18 protein-coding genes and 1 pseudogene are annotated in these 18,606 nt (G+C 66.9%); 11 read left to right on the forward strand and 8 right to left on the reverse strand.

All coding sequences use genetic code 11. The features are described from left to right. Positions 1 to 49: 49 nt before the first annotated feature. Positions 50 to 694 (reverse strand): TetR/AcrR family transcriptional regulator, encoded by a 645-nt coding sequence (locus AL3_RS14150; protein ID WP_066302226.1) that lies wholly within the window; start codon positions 692 to 694, stop codon positions 50 to 52. Between the two features lie 62 nt (positions 695 to 756). Beyond that, positions 757 to 1,600: pseudogene (locus tag AL3_RS14155) on the reverse strand (FAD binding domain-containing protein). Positions 1,601 to 2,248: 648 nt separating this feature from the next. Between AL3_RS14155 and AL3_RS14160 the strand changes: the two are divergent. From AL3_RS14160 to AL3_RS14185, 6 genes are all read left to right on the forward strand, one after another. Continuing rightward, positions 2,249 to 3,631: an 8-oxoguanine deaminase gene (locus AL3_RS14160; RefSeq protein WP_066302317.1), complete on the forward strand. Its 1,383-nt coding sequence runs from the start codon at positions 2,249 to 2,251 to the stop codon at positions 3,629 to 3,631. A gap of 383 nt (positions 3,632 to 4,014) precedes the next feature. Continuing rightward, on the forward strand, positions 4,015 to 4,524 hold the full coding sequence (gene uraD / locus AL3_RS14165; RefSeq protein WP_066302227.1) for a 2-oxo-4-hydroxy-4-carboxy-5-ureidoimidazoline decarboxylase: 510 nt from the start codon (positions 4,015 to 4,017) through the stop codon (positions 4,522 to 4,524). Further along, entirely contained in the window at positions 4,521 to 4,859 is a 339-nt protein-coding gene (uraH, locus tag AL3_RS14170) for a hydroxyisourate hydrolase (protein WP_066302229.1), read from the forward strand. Before uraD ends, uraH begins: the two co-directional genes overlap by 4 nt. A 3-nt stretch (positions 4,860 to 4,862) precedes the next feature. Next, positions 4,863 to 5,789, forward strand: coding sequence for a factor-independent urate hydroxylase (gene pucL, locus AL3_RS14175; protein WP_066302230.1), 927 nt, complete (start codon positions 4,863 to 4,865; stop codon positions 5,787 to 5,789). Further along, positions 5,789 to 7,294 (forward strand): nucleobase:cation symporter-2 family protein, encoded by a 1,506-nt coding sequence (locus AL3_RS14180; protein ID WP_066302231.1) that lies wholly within the window; start codon positions 5,789 to 5,791, stop codon positions 7,292 to 7,294. Before pucL ends, AL3_RS14180 begins: the two co-directional genes overlap by 1 nt. Before the next feature lie 64 nt (positions 7,295 to 7,358). Continuing rightward, on the forward strand, positions 7,359 to 8,204 hold the full coding sequence (locus tag AL3_RS14185) for an HpcH/HpaI aldolase/citrate lyase family protein (protein ID WP_066302232.1): 846 nt from the start codon (positions 7,359 to 7,361) through the stop codon (positions 8,202 to 8,204). A 63-nt stretch (positions 8,205 to 8,267) separates the two neighbouring features. Here the strand turns inward: AL3_RS14185 and AL3_RS14190 are convergent, their stop codons facing one another. The 3 genes from AL3_RS14190 to AL3_RS14200 form a co-directional block, all read right to left on the reverse strand. Beyond that, a complete protein-coding gene (locus AL3_RS14190; protein WP_066302233.1) occupies positions 8,268 to 8,903 on the reverse strand; it encodes a dienelactone hydrolase family protein in 636 nt (211 codons plus the stop codon). A gap of 9 nt (positions 8,904 to 8,912) precedes the next feature. Next, entirely contained in the window at positions 8,913 to 9,374 is a 462-nt protein-coding gene (rraA, locus tag AL3_RS14195; protein ID WP_246168379.1) for a ribonuclease E activity regulator RraA, read from the reverse strand. A 95-nt stretch (positions 9,375 to 9,469) separates the two neighbouring features. Further along, positions 9,470 to 10,054 (reverse strand): TetR/AcrR family transcriptional regulator, encoded by a 585-nt coding sequence (locus tag AL3_RS14200; protein WP_246168380.1) that lies wholly within the window; start codon positions 10,052 to 10,054, stop codon positions 9,470 to 9,472. A 193-nt stretch (positions 10,055 to 10,247) separates the two neighbouring features. Between AL3_RS14200 and AL3_RS14205 the strand changes: the two genes are divergently transcribed. Beyond that, positions 10,248 to 11,780, forward strand: a complete 1,533-nt coding sequence (locus AL3_RS14205) for an MFS transporter (RefSeq protein WP_083521768.1) — start codon at positions 10,248 to 10,250, stop codon at positions 11,778 to 11,780. Positions 11,781 to 11,875: 95 nt separating this feature from the next. Here the strand turns inward: AL3_RS14205 and AL3_RS14210 are convergent, their stop codons facing one another. Continuing rightward, positions 11,876 to 12,316, reverse strand: coding sequence for a universal stress protein (locus AL3_RS14210; protein ID WP_066302236.1), 441 nt, complete (start codon positions 12,314 to 12,316; stop codon positions 11,876 to 11,878). 170 nt (positions 12,317 to 12,486) lie between these two features. Here AL3_RS14210 and AL3_RS14215 point away from each other — a divergent pair, with 170 nt between their 5' ends. Beyond that, positions 12,487 to 13,689, forward strand: coding sequence for a multidrug effflux MFS transporter (locus tag AL3_RS14215; protein WP_066302238.1), 1,203 nt, complete (start codon positions 12,487 to 12,489; stop codon positions 13,687 to 13,689). 260 nt (positions 13,690 to 13,949) lie between these two features. After that, a complete protein-coding gene (locus AL3_RS14220; RefSeq protein ID WP_066302241.1) occupies positions 13,950 to 14,858 on the forward strand; it encodes an SDR family oxidoreductase in 909 nt (302 codons plus the stop codon). An 85-nt stretch (positions 14,859 to 14,943) separates the two neighbouring features. On the opposite strand, the gene AL3_RS18490 is transcribed toward AL3_RS14220, so the two are convergent. Continuing rightward, positions 14,944 to 16,023 carry a hypothetical protein gene (locus AL3_RS18490; RefSeq protein ID WP_066302243.1) on the reverse strand — a complete coding sequence of 360 codons (1,080 nt, stop codon included), beginning with the start codon at positions 16,021 to 16,023 and terminating at the stop codon, positions 14,944 to 14,946. Between the two features lie 470 nt (positions 16,024 to 16,493). Between AL3_RS18490 and AL3_RS14230 the strand changes: the two genes are divergently transcribed. Next, positions 16,494 to 16,994, forward strand: coding sequence for a DUF456 domain-containing protein (locus AL3_RS14230; RefSeq protein WP_066302244.1), 501 nt, complete (start codon positions 16,494 to 16,496; stop codon positions 16,992 to 16,994). Positions 16,995 to 17,161: 167 nt separating this feature from the next. Here the strand turns inward: AL3_RS14230 and AL3_RS14235 are convergent, their stop codons facing one another. After that, positions 17,162 to 17,734 (reverse strand): dihydrofolate reductase family protein, encoded by a 573-nt coding sequence (locus AL3_RS14235; RefSeq protein WP_066302245.1) that lies wholly within the window; start codon positions 17,732 to 17,734, stop codon positions 17,162 to 17,164. Positions 17,735 to 18,014: 280 nt separating this feature from the next. Here AL3_RS14235 and AL3_RS14240 point away from each other — a divergent pair, with 280 nt between their 5' ends. Beyond that, positions 18,015 to 18,560, forward strand: a complete 546-nt coding sequence (locus AL3_RS14240; RefSeq protein WP_066302246.1) for a flavin reductase family protein — start codon at positions 18,015 to 18,017, stop codon at positions 18,558 to 18,560. Positions 18,561 to 18,606: the final 46 nt, after the last annotated feature.

The following is an 18,606-nucleotide window of genomic DNA, read 5'->3' on the forward strand; positions in this document are numbered from 1 at the left end:
TTGTCGGAGGATGTTGGTTTGCTGCGGGGAAGTTGGTCAGTTGGGGGGGTCAGGCAGTGCTGGGCGGTGTTCCAGAGCCGTGGCCGGTGCGGAGGGCAGCAATCAGGCGCTGGAGCAGTTCCAGCCAGGCGCCGCGGGATTCGGGTGTGTCGACGGCGCCGGTTTGCGCGCTCCAGCGTTCGTAGATGACGCTCACGCCGCCGGCGAAACTGCCGACGAGGAGCTCGATGTCCAGTGGGTCAGCATCCGGGTGGCGGGACAGGAGGCCGCCGATGACCTGGTTTCCTGCCATGGTGACGGAGCGGAACGCCAGGATTGCCTTTTGCGGTGTTGACCGGCTGTCGGCACGGCCCAGGACCTGGGTCAGGTAGGAGACAGCCTCGATGAACGCCGGCGAGCTGACCAGATCCACCAGGTCATCCAGCGGGGACCGGCCCTCCGGGGCCGTGCCTGGCGGCAGGGCGAGTACAGCGCCCACGATGCCGGTTCCCACTTCGGTGACCACGTCATCCAGGGAGGAGAAATGGTTAAACACCGTCCGGCGGGAGACATCGGCGCGCTGGGCGAGTTCATCCACTGAGAAGTCCGTGCCGCGCCGTTCGGAGAGGAGGGCTGCGCAGGCATCGACGATCGCCTGCCGGTGGCGGCTTTTAAGGGCCGCCCGGCGGTCCGGGACAGAACAGGCTGGAAGCACATAACTACACTAAGTGCACCGTTGCACTCGGTGCAAACGGCGCGGTCCGGTGCCGGCGCCGGTCATTGTGGCGTCGGCATTCCCTGTGGATCCTGCGCCAGTTCGGCGCGGATCTCCTCGCTGAGCCGTTCGGTCATGTACTGCCGCCACTGCGGCAGCCCGTGGACGTCGTCGTGGTACAGGGCGAAGGGAATCGCGGCATCGACCGCCCCGCGCAGTTCGGCACGGCCGGGAACACTGCCGAACCGCAGCTGGACCGGGCGCACGGTGGCAGCGGTGACCGTGAGGACGAAGGTGCCGCCCGGATCGAGCCTGCCGATGATCAGGACTCCGGCCCAGGTTGGACAGGGACAGCCGCCGCATCGCGGTGCGTGCCTGCAGGGCCCTGGCCGGAAGGCTCACGCTCCGCAGCAGCTCGCCGGGGGTGAGGGACGTTTGCCCGTCGCCGGTGACCAGGTCCGTGACCGGCAGGGTGCGCGATGTGCCGTCCGGCGAGAGCACCAGGGCCTGGCCGTCCAGCGCCGCGGTCAGGGAGGTCATCGGACCGGCGGGCAGTGCAGTGCAGAGGTTGCCGCCCACCGTGGACACGTTCCAGACCTTGAACGACGCCACAAAAGCGTCACAGCAGGGGCGGAGCAGTTCCAATGCGGTCCAGCCGGCGGCGGCGGCCGGCAGGTCACCGGCAAAGGCATAGAGCTCGGCAACGGTGCAGGTGGCCGCGATCTCCAGACCGCTGTCCGAGGCGCTGAGCGGTTCCCAGCCGGCCCGGGTGATGTCCAGGACCCGCTGCAGGCTCTGGCTGCCGGAGGAGAACAGCACCGTGCCTCCGCCCAGCCAGGCGTCTCCGGGACGCCAGTGCGCCGGGTCGCCGGTAGGGACCAGGTCCGGAATGGTGTTGATGTCCACGCGCAGGGATCTCCTAGCTGGCTGTGAGGTGTTTGATTGATCGGGATGAGGCGTGGACAGGGCCGGTGAGGCCGGACAGTGGCAGGCCGGCGGCGCCGATGTGGCGGCGGCCGTCGCTCCGGCCAAGACTGACGGTGTCACTTCTCCGGGGGGTGGCAGCATCAAGCTTCGGTCCCGGGAGTTCCCTCGGCAATCGCCTCGACGGGGGCGTGCAGGTGGCGTGCAGCGCGGCGGTCTCCACGCATCCGCCGCTCACCGACCCCCACACCCCGCCACCGCTGCCGATCACCCGTGAGGTTCCGGGTGGGCCCTAAATCTGCGCTTCCAATTCTTTTTCCTATTGCCGCTATGCCGCGTTGCCGAATACATTTCGTGTCCATTGCATGTCCGAAGAAATGCACACGGCAGCATATCGGGCCGGAATTGGAAGGAGCCTACCACGGGATACCCGCCGCATCACCTGGACGCCGCTAACCGGTTGAAAGAAATATTCTTGACCGCTTCACGGGCCGCGGCCTACGCTGGCGGCCAAGTGCCGGCGGCCGCCGGACTTCTTGGATCAGCAGACAAGTTCCACTGAGCTGGCCGCCTTTTATGGTGTCCGGCAACTGCGGCATCACAGCGGCATTGACCCGCAAAGGATCCGCCATGCAGACCTCCTCCCCAGCCGCCTTCCCAGCCGCCCGCATCTGGATTCGGAATCCGCTGGCCGTCTTCACCGCCAACCGCCTCGATGCCAGCGGGGGACTGGTCATCGAGGCGGGCCGGATCACCGAGCTGGTGGCTGCCGGGGGCCGGCCCGCGGCGCCGGTCACCTCCACCTTCGATGCGTCGGCCCACGTGCTGCTGCCGGGTCTCATCAACACCCATCACCACTTCTACCAAACGCTCACCCGGGCCTGGGCTCCCGTGGTGAATACGCCGTTATTCCCCTGGCTGAAGAACCTGTACCCGGTGTGGGCCCGGTTGTCCCCGGAGGATCTGGAACTGGCCACCACCGTGGCGCTCGCCGAACTGCTGCGCTCCGGCTGCACCACCGCCGCCGACCACCACTACCTGTTCCCGGACGGGCTGGAACAGGCCGTGGATGTGCAGGTTTCCGCGGTCCGGCGGCTGGGTATGCGGGCCATGCTGACCCGCGGATCCATGACCTTGGGGGAGGACGACGGCGGCCTGCCGCCACGCGCAACCGTCCAGGCCGCGGAGGTGATCCTGGCGGACAGTGAGCGGCTGATCGGCGCCTATCACGAGCGCGGCGACGGCGCCGTCATCCAGATCGGGCTCGCCCCGTGCTCACCGTTTTCGGTGACGCAGGAGATCATGAAGGCCAGCGCAGCCCTGGCGGAGGCCCATGATGTCCGCCTGCACACGCACCTCGCCGAAACCATGGATGAGGAAGCGTTCTGCCTGGAAATGTTCGGCCTGCGGACGGTGGATTATCTGGAGAGCGTGGGCTGGCTCGGGGACCGCACCTGGCTGGCGCACGGCGTGCACTTCAACGACAGCGAGATAGCCCGGCTGGGGGCCGCCGGCACCGCCGTCGCGCACTGCCCGACGTCGAACATGCGGCTGGCCTCCGGCATCGGACGGATGGCCGAACTCGAGGACGCCGGAGTGCCGGTGGGCCTGGGCGTGGACGGCTCGGCATCCAACGATGCCTCCAACCTGATCCTGGAAGCCCGGCAGGCGCTGTACCTGCAGCGGCTGCGCTACGGAGCCGAAGCCATCACGCCGGAGCGGGCCCTGGGCTGGGCCACCCGCGGGTCCGCCCGGGCGCTGGGACGGAGCGATATCGGCGAACTGGCGCCGGGCAGGCAGGCGGACCTGGCCCTCTTCCGGCTCGATGACCTGCGGTTCTCCGGCTCCCACGATCCCCTCTCCGCGCTGCTGCTGTGCGGCGCGGACCGTGCGGACCGGGTCATGGTGGGCGGGGAATGGAAAGTGGTCGACGGCGAACTGCCGGGCCTTGACCTGGAAGAGCTCACCGCACGGCATTCCGAAGCGGCCCGCCGCCTGGTCGCGGGCGGCTGACGGCCGGTGCGGCGGGAAGCGCAGATATTATGCGCTGCCGCCGCGAAAAGGGCAATCCCTATTTCGGAACTTTTTGCGTTTGTTTGTAAAATCCACATCACGGCCCAGGTACAGGGTTACGCGCGGGTTAAAAGGAAAGCGTAAAAATGCAAACCCTTGACACGCTGGAGGGCGGACTCCAGACTGTTCGAAATAGAATTTCCGCATCGAGGAAATCCTCTCCAGCATCTTTAACAGAAACATCAACAGGAACTTCACCGGAACATCGAATCAAGTCGGCCATGGCCGATGGTCAAGGGTGTTCAGCGCCGGGAAGTCCTCTCCCTCTGACCTCTGACCGAAAGCTGACACCCGTGGCCCTGCCTCTTTCTTCGGACCCGTCTTTGAACGTTTCCCCGGACTTCCTCTCCGCCTTCAACGCAGCGTCCATCTCCGACGCCCAGGCGGCGCTGAAGCCCTGCGTCGACATCCCCCGGTGGACCTCGGAAATCGCGCTGGCCCGGCCCTTTGGGACAGCCGCGGAACTGCTTTCCTTCGCTGAACTGGCCGCTCCCGGCTGGACCGAAGCCGAAATTGACGCCGCACTCGCGCATCATCCCCGCATTGGTGAGCGGGCGGCCGGCAGCGGCAGCGAAGCGGAAATGTCCCGCCGTGAACAGTCCGGCGTCGAGACCTCAGCGGATGTCCAGGCCCAGCTGGCGGCGGGCAACCGCGCCTACGAGTCCCGGTTCGGCCGGGTGTTCCTGATCCGCGCCGCCGGCCGCAGTGCCGAAGAAGTCCTGGCCGCGCTTGGCGCCCGCCTGGAGAACTCTCCGGAAGAGGAACTCGAAGTCATCGCCGCGCAGCTGCGCGAAATCGCCATCCTCCGACTCGAAGGGCTCCTGAACCAGTGAAAAGCCAGATCACCACGCACATCCTGGACACAGCCGCCGGCCGGCCGGCCCAGGGCATCCCGGTCTCCCTGCAGGCCCAAACGGCGCAGGGCTGGCAGGAGATCGCCACCGGCACCACCGATGCAGACGGACGCGTCACCGACCTCGGCCCGGACCGGCTCGAGGCAGGGGCCTATCGGATCGAGTTCACCACCGCGGCCTGGTACGAAGCCGCCGGAACGCCGTCGTTCTTCCCCTCCGTCACCCTCACTTTCAATGTTGCTGGAACCGGGGAGCACTACCACGTTCCCCTGCTGCTGAGCCCGTTCGCCTATTCCACCTATCGAGGAAGCTGAGCCATGACCTCTACAACGCACCCCGCCGGAGCCAGCGGACCCGGTACCTCACGGGTCGTGCTGGGCCCCAACCAATACGGCAAGGCAGAAGTCCGGCTGGTTAAGGTCACCCGGGACACGGCACGCCACAGCCTGGAGGACCTCAGCATCACCTCCCAGCTGCACGGCGGGTTCGAGGCCGCCCACACCGAGGGCGACAACGCCCGGGTGGTTGCCACCGACACACAGAAGAACACCATCTATGCCTTCGCCCGGGACGGCGTCGGCTCCCCGGAGGAGTTCCTGCTCCGCCTGGCCGGCCACTTCACCGGAGAATTCGACTGGGTCACCGGCGGACGCTGGGCCGCCGAACAGTACTTCTGGAACCGGATCAGCGACCACGACCACGCCTTCGCCAAGGACAAAAGCGAAGTCCGCACCGCCGTCCTGCTGGCCGCCGGAAGCCAGCGGCACCTGGTGGCTGGAATCTCGGATCTGACCGTCCTGAAATCCACCGGCTCCGAATTCCACGGCTTTCCGCGGGACCGGTACACCACCCTCGCCGAAACCACCGACCGGATCCTGGCCACCGATGTGACGGCCAAGTGGCGCTACAACACTCTTGACGGCGTCGACTTCAACTCCGCCTACGCCTCGGTGCGCACCGCCCTGCGGGACACCTTCGCCAACACCCATTCACTGGCACTGCAGCAGACCATGTTCGAAATGGGCCGGGCCGTGCTGGATAGGCACCCGGAAATCGATGAAGTGCGGCTTTCTCTGCCGAACAACCACCACTTCCTGGTCGACCTCGAACCCTTCGGCCTGGACAACCCCGGCGAAGTCTTCTTCGCCGCGGACCGTCCCTACGGGCTGATCGAAGCCGCGGTCCAGCGGGAGGGCAGCACCGGGGACAGCCCCGTGTGGAACAGCATTGCGGGGTTCTGCTGATGATCCGGCGCAGGGCCGCTGCGGCCAAGGGATCCCGGCCGGGCCGGCCGGAGGATGAGGTGCTTCCGCTCGGCAGCATGTTTGCCTACGGATTCCAGCACGTCCTGACCATGTACGGCGGCATCATCGCCCCGCCGCTGATCATCGGCACCGCCGCCGGCATGGACTCGGCGGACATTGGCCTGCTGATCGCTGCGTGCCTCTTCGTCGGCGGTGCGGCCACCCTGCTGCAGACCATTGGCGTGCCCTTCTTCGGCTCCCAGCTTCCGCTTGTCCAGGGTGTCTCCTTCGCCGGTGTCGCCACCATGACCGCGATCCTCAGCGGCGGCGGCGGCATCCAGGCTGTGTTCGGAGCCGTGATCGCAGCGTCGGTGATCGGCCTGCTCATCACACCGATCTTCGCCAAGGTGATCCGCTTCTTCCCGCCGGTGGTCAACGGCGTCGTTATCACCACCATCGGGCTGACGCTGATGCCCGTGGCCGCGAACTGGGCCATGGGCGGCAACTCCAAGGCCGACGGCTACGGCAGCGTCTCCAACATTGGGCTGGCGGCACTCACCCTGGCGGTGGTCCTGCTGCTCAGCAAGGTGGGAGTCAGCGCCATTTCCCGGCTGTCCATCCTCCTGGCGATCGTGATCGGCACAATCTTCGCCGTGTTCGTCGGCAAGGCGGACTTCTCCAGCGTGGGAGAGGGCCCGGTCTTCGCCCTGCCCAGCCCGTTCGCCTTCGGGATGCCGACCTTTGAGATCGCCGCAATCATTTCCATGTGCATCGTCATCCTGGTGACCCTGACGGAGACGACGGCGGACATCTTCGCCGTCGGGGAAATCGTGGATACCAAGGTTGATTCCAAGCGCATCGCCGACGGGCTGCGGGCCGACATGCTCTCCAGCGCCCTCTCCCCGGTGTTCAACTCCTTCACTCAGAGCGCCTTCGCCCAGAACGTGGGACTGGTGGCCATCACCGGCGTGAAGAGCCGCTTCGTCGTCAGTGCCGGCGGCCTGATCCTGGTGATCCTGGGCCTGCTCCCGGTCCTGGGCCGCGTCGTTGCCGCCGTCCCCACCCCGGTGCTGGGCGGCGCTGGCATCGTGCTCTTCGGCACCGTGGCCGCCAGCGGCATCCGCACCCTGGCCAAGGTCGAATACAAGAACAACATGAACCTGATCATCGTGGCCGCCTCCCTGGGCTTCGGCATGATTCCGATTGCCGCGCCGGCGTTCTACGACCAGTTCCCCTCCTGGTTCAGCACCATCTTCCACTCCGGCATCAGCTCCGCCGCCGTGATGGCGATCCTGCTCAATATCCTGTTCAACCACATCAAGGCGGGGAATTCGGAAGACCCGAGCGTCTTCGCCGAGGCGCCGGTCCGGGCGATCCGGACCGACCAGCTCCGGATCCTGCGCGAAGGGGACCACATCAAGGATGGAAAGCTGATGGATGCGGAAGGCCAGGAGATCGCCGTCGTGCCTCCAGGCCAGCCACAGGGCAGTCCGGATATGAAGTAACCGCCGTCACATCAACAGACCCTGCGTTGGGATAACTCAGGGGCTGGAAAGTAGTCTCGTTCCTATGGCTCCATTCCGAAACAGCCGCGCTGCCGCGCTGCCTGCGAAACTGTCCCGCTCCTGGCTCCTGGCATCTGCCGCGGACGAATCAAATTTCGGGCCTGCCCTGGCCTCCGAAGCGGACTCGGTCATCTTCGATATGGAAGACGCCGTCCCCTCCGATGGCAAGGCCGCAGCCCGTGAACGCGTGGTCGAGGCCCTGTCCACCGGAATGACGGCCTGGGTCCGCGTCAACGGGATCGAAACCGATTTCTGGGCAGACGATCTCGCGGCCCTGTCCAAGGCTCCGGGCCTGCGCGGAGTCATGCTGGCCATGACCGAAAAACCGGAGCAGGTCACGCATACGGCCATGCGGCTGCAGGCCGGCACCCCGGTCCTCGCCCTGGTCGAATCGGCGCTCGGCATCGAGAACGCGACGGCGATCGCCAGCGCTCCCGGTACGTTCCGACTGGCCTTCGGTGTAGGCGACTTCCGCCGCGACACCGGCGCTTCGGATGATCCGATGGCGCTGGCCTACGCCCGCTCCAAGCTTGTGGTGGCATCCCGCGTGGGTCAGCTGCCGGGCCCGATCGACGGTCCGACGGTGGGAACCCTGGGCGAGAAACTGTTGGAGGCCTGCAAGGTCACCGCTTCGATGGGCATGACCGGCAAGCTGTGCCTCATGCCCGAAGCCGCGGACACCATCAACCAGGGCCTGTCCCCGAGCGAGTCGGAAATCGTGTGGGCGCACGAACTGCTGGAGGCACACGCCGCCGGTGCCGTGGTCGGTGACGGTTCCTACCTTCCCCGCCTGGCCCGCGCACAGAAGATCTCTTCGCTGGCGGATTCCTACGGTCTCTGGAACGCGTAGCGGTTCCCCGCCTCAACTGCCGAAAGCCGCAGCCTGCTCCTCCTCAGGGGCGGGCTGCGGCTGTTAGCCGTCCATCCCGTCGTTGATGCCGGCCAGCAGCTCCAGGACGCTGAACGTCAGGGCATGGGCATAGTCCTCGTCATAGTCCGGTGAACTGATGTCCACGAAGAAATGGGAACTGCCCGGATAGAGGATGAGCTTGACGGACGCGTCGTTGAGTGTGTCAGCGGCGGCCCAGTCTGCGTCCCCGGCTATCGAGTCGACGAGGTTGCGGGCGGCGTCCAGATCCCCTTCCTCTACAAAAACCGGGTCATCGGCCATGGCATGGATCTGCAGGGGAACGCCGGCCGGCCAGGTGTAGGCGTAGGCGCCAGGCGGAACGCAGGAGCTCACCAGGACGGCGCCCCGCGCTCCCGGCCGGGTTTGCGCCAGCCGCTGGGCCGGGAGAACGCCCAGTGAAAAACCGATGTAGACCAGGTCCTCCGGCAGCTGCTCGGCGATCCGCACGCCCAGGGCCTCGATTGTCTCCAGCCCGATCTCCCCGGCATACTCCAGTCCGGCCTCCAAGGTACCGAAGACCTGCCCGTCATAGAGGTCGGGCGCGGTGACGGTGTGGCCGGCGTCCCGGAGCAGATCAGCGAAGGCATCCGTTCCCGGGGTCAAGCCCAGTTCGGAGTGGAACAGCAGGACGTCGGCCACGCTGTGCTCCTACCATTCGACCAGGATGCCGTCTTCATCGGCCCAGAGCCTGGCGCCGGGGCGGAACGTCACGCCGCCGAACTCCACCGGCACGTCCACTTCGCCCGCCGATTCCTTGGCACTCTTGCGCGGATTGGAGCCCAGCGCCTTGACGCCCAGGGGCAGCTTGGCGACGGCGGCACGGTCGCGGATGGGGCCGTTGATCACGACGCCGGCCCAGCCGTTGGCCACGGCGGCTTCGGCGATCATGTCCCCCATCAGGGCCGTGTTGAGTGAGCCGGCACCATCCACCACCAAGACCGCACCATTGCCGGGGGAGTTGAGGACGGACTTCACCAGCCCGTTGTCCTCCAGGCAGCGGACGGTGCGCACCGTCCCGGTGAAGCGGGTCTGTCCGCCCAGATCCTGGAACTGCAGGGAGACCGATGCCAGCGCCTCGCCCTGTTCGTCATAAAGGTCAGCTGTGCTCATTTCCATGGCACAACTGTGTCACACCGCACCCTGCCAGCCCGGGCAGGCACGGCCAGGCAGAGCCAGGCCAGGAAGTTCCGGGCATCCCGGGCAGCTCAGATACGGCAGGCGGGGGCCTGGGCCTTGAGGACGTCGACGATCTCCAGCAGTTCCTCCACCGGCCCCGAGGTCGGCGAGTTCTTCTCCTGGGGCCAGCCGCCGGGAAGGCCTTCGTTGTAGTACAGGCCGTCACCCAGGAGCATGATGGCCCGCGCGATCGGCCGGTCCCCGACTTCGTCCAGCACCAGGTCAAACCAGTCACGGTGGATCTGCTGCAGCAGTTCCGAGGCCGCGGCATCGGATCCCTGGGCCAGCCGTACGGCTGCGATCAGTGCCCGGTCCAGGGGGCTGCCGACATAAAGCGAGGTGCGGACCAGGTACCGGGCCGGACCTTCGGGATCGGTGCGCATCTGCTCCAGGTCCGCGGCGGCCAGTTCCTTCAGCCGTTCAATCACCCCGGCGGCGAGGGCTTCCTTGTTCTTGAAGTGGTAGAGCAGCCCGCCTTTGGAGACTCCGGCCAGCGCCGTCACGGCGTCGAGCGTGGCCCCGCGCGGACCTTCATTAATCAGCAGTTCCTCGTACGCGGACAGGACGCGGTCCCGGGCGGATGTCTGTGCAGGCATGGCTTTACGGTACGCCATGCCATCCTGTACAGTCTAGACGGTACAGTAACGTTCAGCCGGTTTCGGTGACGTGCTGCCGCGTCTTTTTAACCCACAAGTTTTCGGCAGGCGAAGCCCTGCCAGCTTCCAAGGAGGAATTGTGCCTGCGGTACAGGAACGGCCCGTGCTTGCGCGGGCTGGACAACGTGAATGGCTGGGACTGGCGGTCCTGATGCTCGCCGTCCTGCTGGTGGCGGTGGATAACACCGTGCTGAGCTTTGCCGTGCCTTCACTGTCCCGGGCACTGGCTCCCTCCGGTACGGAGCTGCTGTGGATCATCGACATCTACGCGCTGATCCTGGCCGGCCTCCTGGTGCCCATGGGCAGCCTCGGGGACAGGTTCGGCCGGCGGAAACTGCTGATGATCGGCACCGCCGGTTTCGGCCTGGTCTCCGTGGCGGCGGCCTTCGCTCCGTCCGCTGAGGTCCTGATCGGTGCCCGGGCACTGCTCGGCTTCTTCGGTGCCATGCTGATGCCCGCCACGCTGTCCATCATCCGGAACATGTTCGTGATTCCCAGCCAGCGCCGGATCGCCATTGCCGTCTGGGCTGCCGGGTTCTCCGGCGGCGCAGCCCTGGGTCCGATTGTCGGCGGCACCCTGCTGGAACACTTCTGGTGGGGCTCGGTCTTCCTGCTGGCCGTCCCGGTGCTCATTCCGCTGCTGGTCTTCGGCCCGCGTCTGCTGCCGGAGTCCCGGGATCCGAAGCCGGGCAAGATCGACCCGCTCAGCATCGGACTGATCATGGCCACCATGTTCCCGCTGGTCTACGGCATCAAGACCGTGTCCACCCACGGGATCGGCGTCGACTCCCTGACGCCAACGGCCGTGGCACTGGTCTTCGGTGCCGCCTTCGTCCGGCGCCAGCTGCGCCGGGACGAGCCGATGCTCGACGTCCGGCTGTTCCGCAATCCGGTGTTCAGCGGCTCCATCTCGGCCAACCTGCTCAGCGTCTTCGCGCAGGTGGGATTCATCTTCTTCTTCTCCCAGCACCTGCAGCTGGTCCTGGGGCAGACGCCGCGGGAAGCCGGCGTGATGATGCTGCCCGGGCTGATGCTCACCATCGTTGCCGGCCTGGCCGTGGTGAAGGTGGTGCGCCGGGTGCGCCCCGCCTACGCAGTGGCCGGCGGGCTGCTCTTCAGTGCCGTCGGATACACCGTGGTGCTGTTCACCGGACACCAGGAAAGCCCGCTGGGCCTGATCATCGCCTTTATGATTCTCGGCATCGGCGTCGGGTCGGCGGAGACCATTTCCAACGACCTCATCCTCTCCAGCGTCCCGTCCGAGAAGGCGGGAGCGGCGTCGGCCATCTCCGAAACCGCGTATGAAGTGGGTGCGGTCCTCGGCACCGCAGTGCTGGGCAGCATCCTGACGGCGGGCTACCGCAACGGCGTTGTGCTCCCGGAAGGCCTGGACCCCGCCGCGGCCTCCGCGGCATCGGAAACCCTGGGCGGTGCCGTGGAAGCAGCAAACAGCCTGCCCGGCCCGCAGGCCGCGGAGCTGCTGGCCTCGGCCCAGGCCGCGTTCGACTCCGGTGTGGTGGCGACGTCGGCCATCGGCATCGCCCTGATGGTTGCCGCTGCTGCCGCCGCCCTGGTGGCACTGCGCCGCGTGGCACCTGACCGCGGTGAGCCGGCAGTCGAAGCTGGAGCTGAACAGTCCGCAGCTGAACAGCCTGCGCCGGCCGCCGCCGGACACAAGGCTTAACTGCCGCGCAGGCGGGGCGCACTGCAGGCAAGTGCCCGTGCAGGCTAGTGCCCGCGCAGGCCTACGTGCGTACGGGCAGGCACCCCGGCGGGAGACTAAGAGTCTGATTCGCCGGGGTGCACAATCAGCACCGGGCAGTGGGCATGAGCGGCCGCTGCGGAGCTGACCGAGCCGAGCAGCAGCCCTTTGAAGCCTCCCCGGCCGCGGCTGCCCACCACCAGCATTTCCGCACCCCTGCTGGCCTCAATAAGCACCTGAACCGGCTGTCCGGCGACCACTGTTTTTGTCAGCCCTTCCGGAAGGTCCTTGCCAAAGGCGGCCTGAAGGGTTTCGTCCAGCGCCGTTTCCGCTTCGACCCGGGGAGTCCATTCCGTGGACGGAATGGGAACGGCCAGGGCAACCGGATAGGACCACACCGTCACTGCCTGGATGTGGCAGCCGAGCAGGCCGGCAAGCCGGTCGGCAGTCCTCAGCGCGACCAGGGAGAGCGAGGACCCGTCCACCCCAACCACAATGCGTTTGTGTTCCGCGTTCATAGCTCTGCTTCCTGTCTGTCACCGGGCATGGGAAAACTCCCGCCCAGTCTGCCTTGTGGCCAGCCGGTGCACTAGGTCCGGCACGTGTTCTCCGGGCAGAACGGCGCAGAGGCAACCACAGTGGGCGTCATGGATTCTCCAGTCAAGGTGCCGGTCCGTAGGATCAGGAGGTGCCTCCCACACCCGCCCCGCAAGCCAGCAAAGCTCCCCTGGGCACCGGCCTGCTGCTGGTGCTGGCGTTCCTTGCCGCCACCGGTCCGTTCACCACGGACCTGTACCTGCCGTCCTTTCCCGAGATTGCCGGGGATTTGGGATCTTCCGCATCCGGTGTCCAGCTCACGCTGACCGCCTTCCTGATCGGTATGGCCGCAGGGCAGCTGGCCTTCGGCCCGATTTCCGACCGCTACGGCAGGTTCCGGCCGCTGATGCTGGGCTCCGGCGCGTTCGTCCTCGCCTCGGTGGTGTGTGCGGCTGCGCCGAACCTGGAGGTCCTGATCGGAGCGCGGTTTGTGCAGGGATTATGTGCAGCTGCCGGGCCTGTGATCGCCCGGGCCGTGGCCTCGGACCTGACCTCCGGTGCCGCCGCCGCCCGGACCTTTAGCCTGCTGATGACCATTGGCGGAGTTGCGCCGGTGCTGGCCCCCGCACTCGGCGGTGTGCTCACCGGACTGTGGGGCTGGCGCGGAGTCCTGTGGACGCTGGCCGGGATCGCCGCCCTGATGTTCGCCTGTGCCGCCGCGGTGGTGCGGGAAACCCTGCCCGCGGAGAAGCGCACGCCGGGGCCGGCCTTTAAGGGGCTGGGACTCGTGGTCCGCCGCCGTCGCTTCCTGGGTTATGTGCTGCTCTTCGCCAGCTCCTTCGGGGTGCTGATGGGCTACATTTCGGCGTCGCCCTTTATCTACCAAAGTCTCATGGGTCTTTCCCCGGAGACCTACGGCCTGATGTTTGGCCTTAACGCCGCCGGCATGGTGAGTGCAGGGTTTATTGCCGCCCGCCTCACCCGCCGCGTTCCCGCCCGATGGATGGTGGTCCGGGCGGTGGCGGTGCTGATTGGATTCTCCGCGGCCATGCTGGTGCTGGTCCTGGCGGGGGTACCGCCGCTGCTGCTGGCTGTTCCGCTGTTCTGCTCGGTCTGTTCGCTGGGATTCATCATGGGCAACACCACGGCGCTGGCCCTCGCCGAGGCGGCCGGCGCCACCGGCAGCGGTTCCGCCGTCCTTGGCGGAGCACAGTTCCTGATGGGCGCCGCCGTCTCACCCCTGACCGGCCTGGGCGGCGAGTATTCGGCACTGCCGCTGGCCCTGGTGATGCTCGGATCCGCGCTGATTGCCGGTTCTGCCGTCGTCCTCACCCGCGAGCGGCGTCCCACGTAGACTGAGAAGACCATGCGACACATGAACAAGTACCGCACGCCCATTGTCTGGCTCCTCATCATCGGCCTGGTGGGAAGCATCAGCGTCGGCTTCCTGGGCCTCTTCTTTTAGCGGGCTTTCCCGCGGGCCTTCGAGCGGGTCCGCCCGGGTTGAACCCGGCCCCTCCGCCGCCCTAGGGTAGTAAGCATGCTTACCTAAAGGGTTGGCGGGCCGCTGCGTGCGGCTCCACGTCCAAGAACTGTGGAAAGTTGGGATAGTCAATGGCCAATAAGCAGACCGCGGACCAGTACACCTTCCAGAATCCGGTCACCCGGTATCCGTCCATCTCGCCGCCCAAGCAGGACCAGCCGGAACCGGGCCTGGACGCAGATCTGGAGCCGCAGACCGACCGCGGCGAGGATTCCTACCGCGGCACCGGACGGCTTGAAGGCCGCAGGGCGTTGATCACCGGGGCTGACTCCGGGATTGGTGCGGCGGTTGCCATCGCCTTCGCCCGGGAAGGGGCCGACGTCGCCCTCGCCTATCTGCCGGAGGAAGAGGAAGACGCCGCGCACGTTATGGAGGTCATCCGGAAGGCCGGGCGCACCGCCGTCGGGCTCCCCGGAGACGTCCGGGACGCGGCGTACTGCGCCCAGGTGGTCCAGGATGCGGTGGACGGGCTCGGCGGCCTCGACATTCTGGTAAACAACGCCGGCAAGCAGATCGCGGTGGAGGGCCTCGAAAACCTCAGCGATGAGCAGCTGGATGACACGTTCAAAACCAACATCTACTCCTTCTTCCGCATCACCAAGGCGGCCCTGCCGCATCTGCCTGCGGGCTCCAGCATCATCAACTCGACGTCGATCCAGGCCTACAGCCCGTCTCCGCACCTGCTGGACTACGCGAGCACCAAGGCCGCAATCAACAACTTCACCAAGGGCCTCGCCCAGCAGCTGGCTCCCAAGGGCATCCGGGTAAATGCCGTCGCCCCGGGTCCGTTCTGGACGCCGCTGCAGGTTTCCGACGGCCAGCCTAAGGAGGCCCTGCCGGAGTTCGGCAAGGACACCCCGCTTGGCCGCGCCGGGCAGCCGACGGAGCTCGCCCCGGCCTACGTGTTCCTGGCCTCCTCGGAATCCAGTTATGTGGTGGGGGAGACCCTGAACGTCAACGGCGGTATGCCCAGCCCGTAAGTTTGTCTAACTACAGCGAAACGGGGCCGTCTCCAGGAGGAGGCGGCCCCGTTTGGCGTTGGAAGCGGCTGGAAGCCGGCGCCGGTTAGACGGTTTCCTGAACCGGCGGGAAGTGGGCGCGGTCCACGCGGCGGTGGAACCGCATGCCCGCCAGGCCGCCCAGGAGTGCGCCGATCAGGCTCACGGCCACGCTGGCGATCACGGCCAGCCAGGTTCCGGCGGAAATGGCACCCAGGTCCTCGGGCAGCGGCGCCACCGAGTTCAGCTGGGTAATGCTGCGGATGTCGTTGCCGAAGATCAGGCCCACAATAATGACGACGGCGGCCGCGGCCAGCGCCCACAGCCACACGGCGAGGCCCTGCTTCAGTCCGTTGAAGCGGGCCATCCGCCCGGCCACGTAGCCGCCGGCGTAGTACGCCAGCAGCAGCACGGCCAGGGTGATGATCGCGCCGGCCAGGCCAGCGGACTGATTCGCCGCCGCCTGGTCCAGGGCCGCCCCGAGGTCTGTATCGGTGGAGACGCCGACGGCGGCACCAATCGCGGCCGCCGCAGCTGACAACAGGACCACCATGCCGGTTGCGGTCAGCCAGCCGAAGAAAGCCGCGCCGAACTTAAAGCCGCCAAAACGTTCGCGTTCCGCGGCCAGCAGGGCTTCGCGGTTGGGCAGCCCCTGCGCCCGCGGGCCGCGGCCGGTGCGTCCGGCGTCTTGACCGGCGGCGTTTCGGCCAACGCGTCCGGGCCTGGTTCCGTCCTGCCCAGCTGCGTCCTGTCCGGGTGCGTCCTGCCCAGGTGTGGCCTGCCCGGTACGGTAGGCCGCATCGCTGGGGTCGCGGGTGCCGGTGACTTCGGCGTCGTAACGCCTCGTGTCAGCGGTCCCCAACACCTGGGTGTCGTTTTGGCGGGTGCCGCTGTTCCCGGTGTTTCCCAAAACCTGGGTGTCGTTCTGCCGGGTGCCCAGTACTTCGGTGTCGTTTTGGGTGCCGGGGTTCCCCAACACCTCGGTGTTGTTATGCGGGGTTCCGGCGGCTCCGCTGGTGTTCAGCGGGCGGGTCGCATCCGGCTCGGTGCTGCTGGTGCTGCTGGTGCTGCTGTCCTCACGTGCGGCGACATCCTCTGCCCGCCGCCGGCGTTCGCCTGCGGCTGTGCTGCCTGAATCCGTGCTCATCTGCTGCTCCTTGCCGTCGGGTGCTGGCTGGCTGAAGGTGATGACTTCATAAGTAACCTTACTGTATGGGTGTATCGGGGCGGATCGCGGTGGATCGGCAGGCTGAGGGGGTGGACCGCGGCGGATCGGAGTGGGTCGGGGCGCTACCGAGGCGGATCGGAGTGGACCGGGGCGGATCGGCAGGTTGGCGGGGCGTGGCGTGGCGCACGCAGTTTCCCAGGCAGTGTTGTCCCCGTGACTGATGGGGCCACGTGTCTCACTCCAGTAACGAAGGGTGGGAAACTGTGCGGGTTACGTGCCGTCGCGGCACGCGTTCCCAGTCTTTGTAGCCTCCCGTGGCTGGTGGGACCACGCGCGTCACTCCAGTAACGAACAGTGGGAACCCGTGTCGCGAGCGGGGGGGGGATAGCGATCTGGAGGCGCCTGGCTCGAAAGCTGTCCCCGAACCAGCAGGTGAAAGACTGTCCTGCATGGACACCGACCTTTTTATTACCGTCATAGCCGGCCTGCTGATTGCAGTGGGAGTGGCGGGCATTGTGGTGCCGGTGCTGCCGGGGAGCATCCTGATCCTGCTCACCTTCCTGGGCTGGGCGATCGGGGTCAGCAGCGGTGCCGGCTGGTGGTCCTTCGCCTTTGGGGCGCTGTTTGCCGTGACCGGAATGTCCGCCAGCGCCGTCCTCACCGGGCGCCGGTTGAAGCAGCGGCAGATCCCTAACCGGTCGGTGCTGATCGGGCTCATCGCCGGGATTGTCGGAATGTTCGTGATTCCGGTTGTCGGGCTGATCGTCGGATTCGCCGGAGGCCTGCTGATCAGCGAGTTCGCCCGCCAGCGCAGCCTCTCCGCAGCAGCGTCCTCCTCCTGGGCAGCCCTGAAGGCAACCGGCCTGGGGCTGTTGGTGGAACTGGCGCTCGCCCTCGCCGCAGGAACCGCCTGGATCATCGGCGTCTGGGTCCATTTCGCGACCCGCTAGGGCGTTCGGCAAAACCCCGCGCCCCGTCTCGGCCCGCTAGGGTGTTCGGCTCAACCCCGCGCCCCGTCACGGCCCGCTAGGGCGTTCGGCTCAAACCCACGCCCCACGTGCCCCGCTGGCAATGCACCCCAACCCGCCAGCGCATCCAGCGACACCAGGCCCGCACTTCACGACGGCGAAGCCCGCCTGGGGCGGTACGTCCGGCCGAAGCTGCGTTCGGCCCCCTCATGGATCTCGACGAGCTCCCAGTCGTAGCGCCGCCCGCCGGGAACGTCGAAGATGCGGATGCCGTCACCCAGGAAGACCGGCGCCACGAACACCTGAAGCTCATCAATCAGATCGTGTTCCAGGGCCTGCCGGGCAATGTCGGCGCTGATGATCTGCACGTCCCTGTCGCCGGCGATTTCCCGGGCGCGGCCGATGGCCTCCACGATGCCGCAGTTCAGCGCGGTGATGGACTCGTCGCCGGCAAGCTCTTCCGGCCGGTGGGTGAGGATGAACTCGGTACCCGACCAGGCGCCGCCGTACGCCTCGGAGGTCGTTTCGTCCCGCTCGTCCCGCTGGGCCTTGGCGGCGTCGTACCCGTCCCGGCCGGCGATGATCACCCCGACCTCACCGGCCAGACGCTCCGTCATCCCCTCCGGCAGGGGTTCAGCGGCAGAGAACCAGGTCATGTCGTGGCCCGGCCCCGCCAGGAAACCATCGAGCGAACTGGTAAATCCCCAGGCGACTTTGCCCATGATCCCCTCCTTGGCTGAACGCCGGGTCCGGCAGTGGCTAGCCGCAGTTCCCGGGATCAGTTGACTGCCATGCCCGGCACTGCGCCCCGACGTCTGAGGGTGAACGTATCGAAACAGCCAGCCCCGGCACAAGGTCCGCGGCTGTCATAAAGCGACGCCAGTCACCTGGGCTTGTGCGCCGCGTCACATTCAATTATGGTTCCATTAGTTCTCTATACGAAACACATGTTCGATTATCGAACTAGCGGCCGGTTGGCCGCCAAGGTCCAAAGGATTGCCAATGATTGCCAGCCCGAAAGACAGCACGCCGGAGCGCGTGCCCAACTACCCGCCCGCCGTCCTGCGGCCCCGCGAGCATCACTTCCGCGGCAGCCTGGGCCGCTTCGCCACCGGCGTCGCCATTGTGACGTTCGACGGCGTTTCCAAGCGCCACGGCCTGACCGTCAACTCCTTCACCTCGGTGTCCATGGATCCGCCGCTGGTGCTGGTGAGCATCGCCCGCACCACCAAGGCCCATGACGAGCTCGCGGACCGCCCCTTCACCGTGAATATCCTCGGCGCTGAGCAGCAGGCCCTGGCCATGCACTTCGCCGGCCGCCCGGGCTTCGAGCCCACCTGGATCGAGGGCGACGTCGCACCCCGGCTGAGCAACGTCCTGGCCTATTTCGAGTGCAAGCCCTGGGCTGCGTACGACGGCGGCGACCACACCCTGTATCTCGGCGAAGTCGCAGACTTCAACTACCGCAGCGGCGACGCCCTGTGCTTCGCCAACAGCACCTTCACCACCATTCCGGAAAGCCAGCTCGGCATCGAAGAGCTGCTCTAAGCAGTCCGCCGGTCCCGGACCACCAGCACCACCTGCCGTAAATCAC

This window comes from Arthrobacter luteolus NBRC 107841 (assembly GCF_001552075.1).
Lineage (GTDB): Bacteria > Actinomycetota > Actinomycetes > Actinomycetales > Micrococcaceae > Arthrobacter_B > Arthrobacter_B luteolus.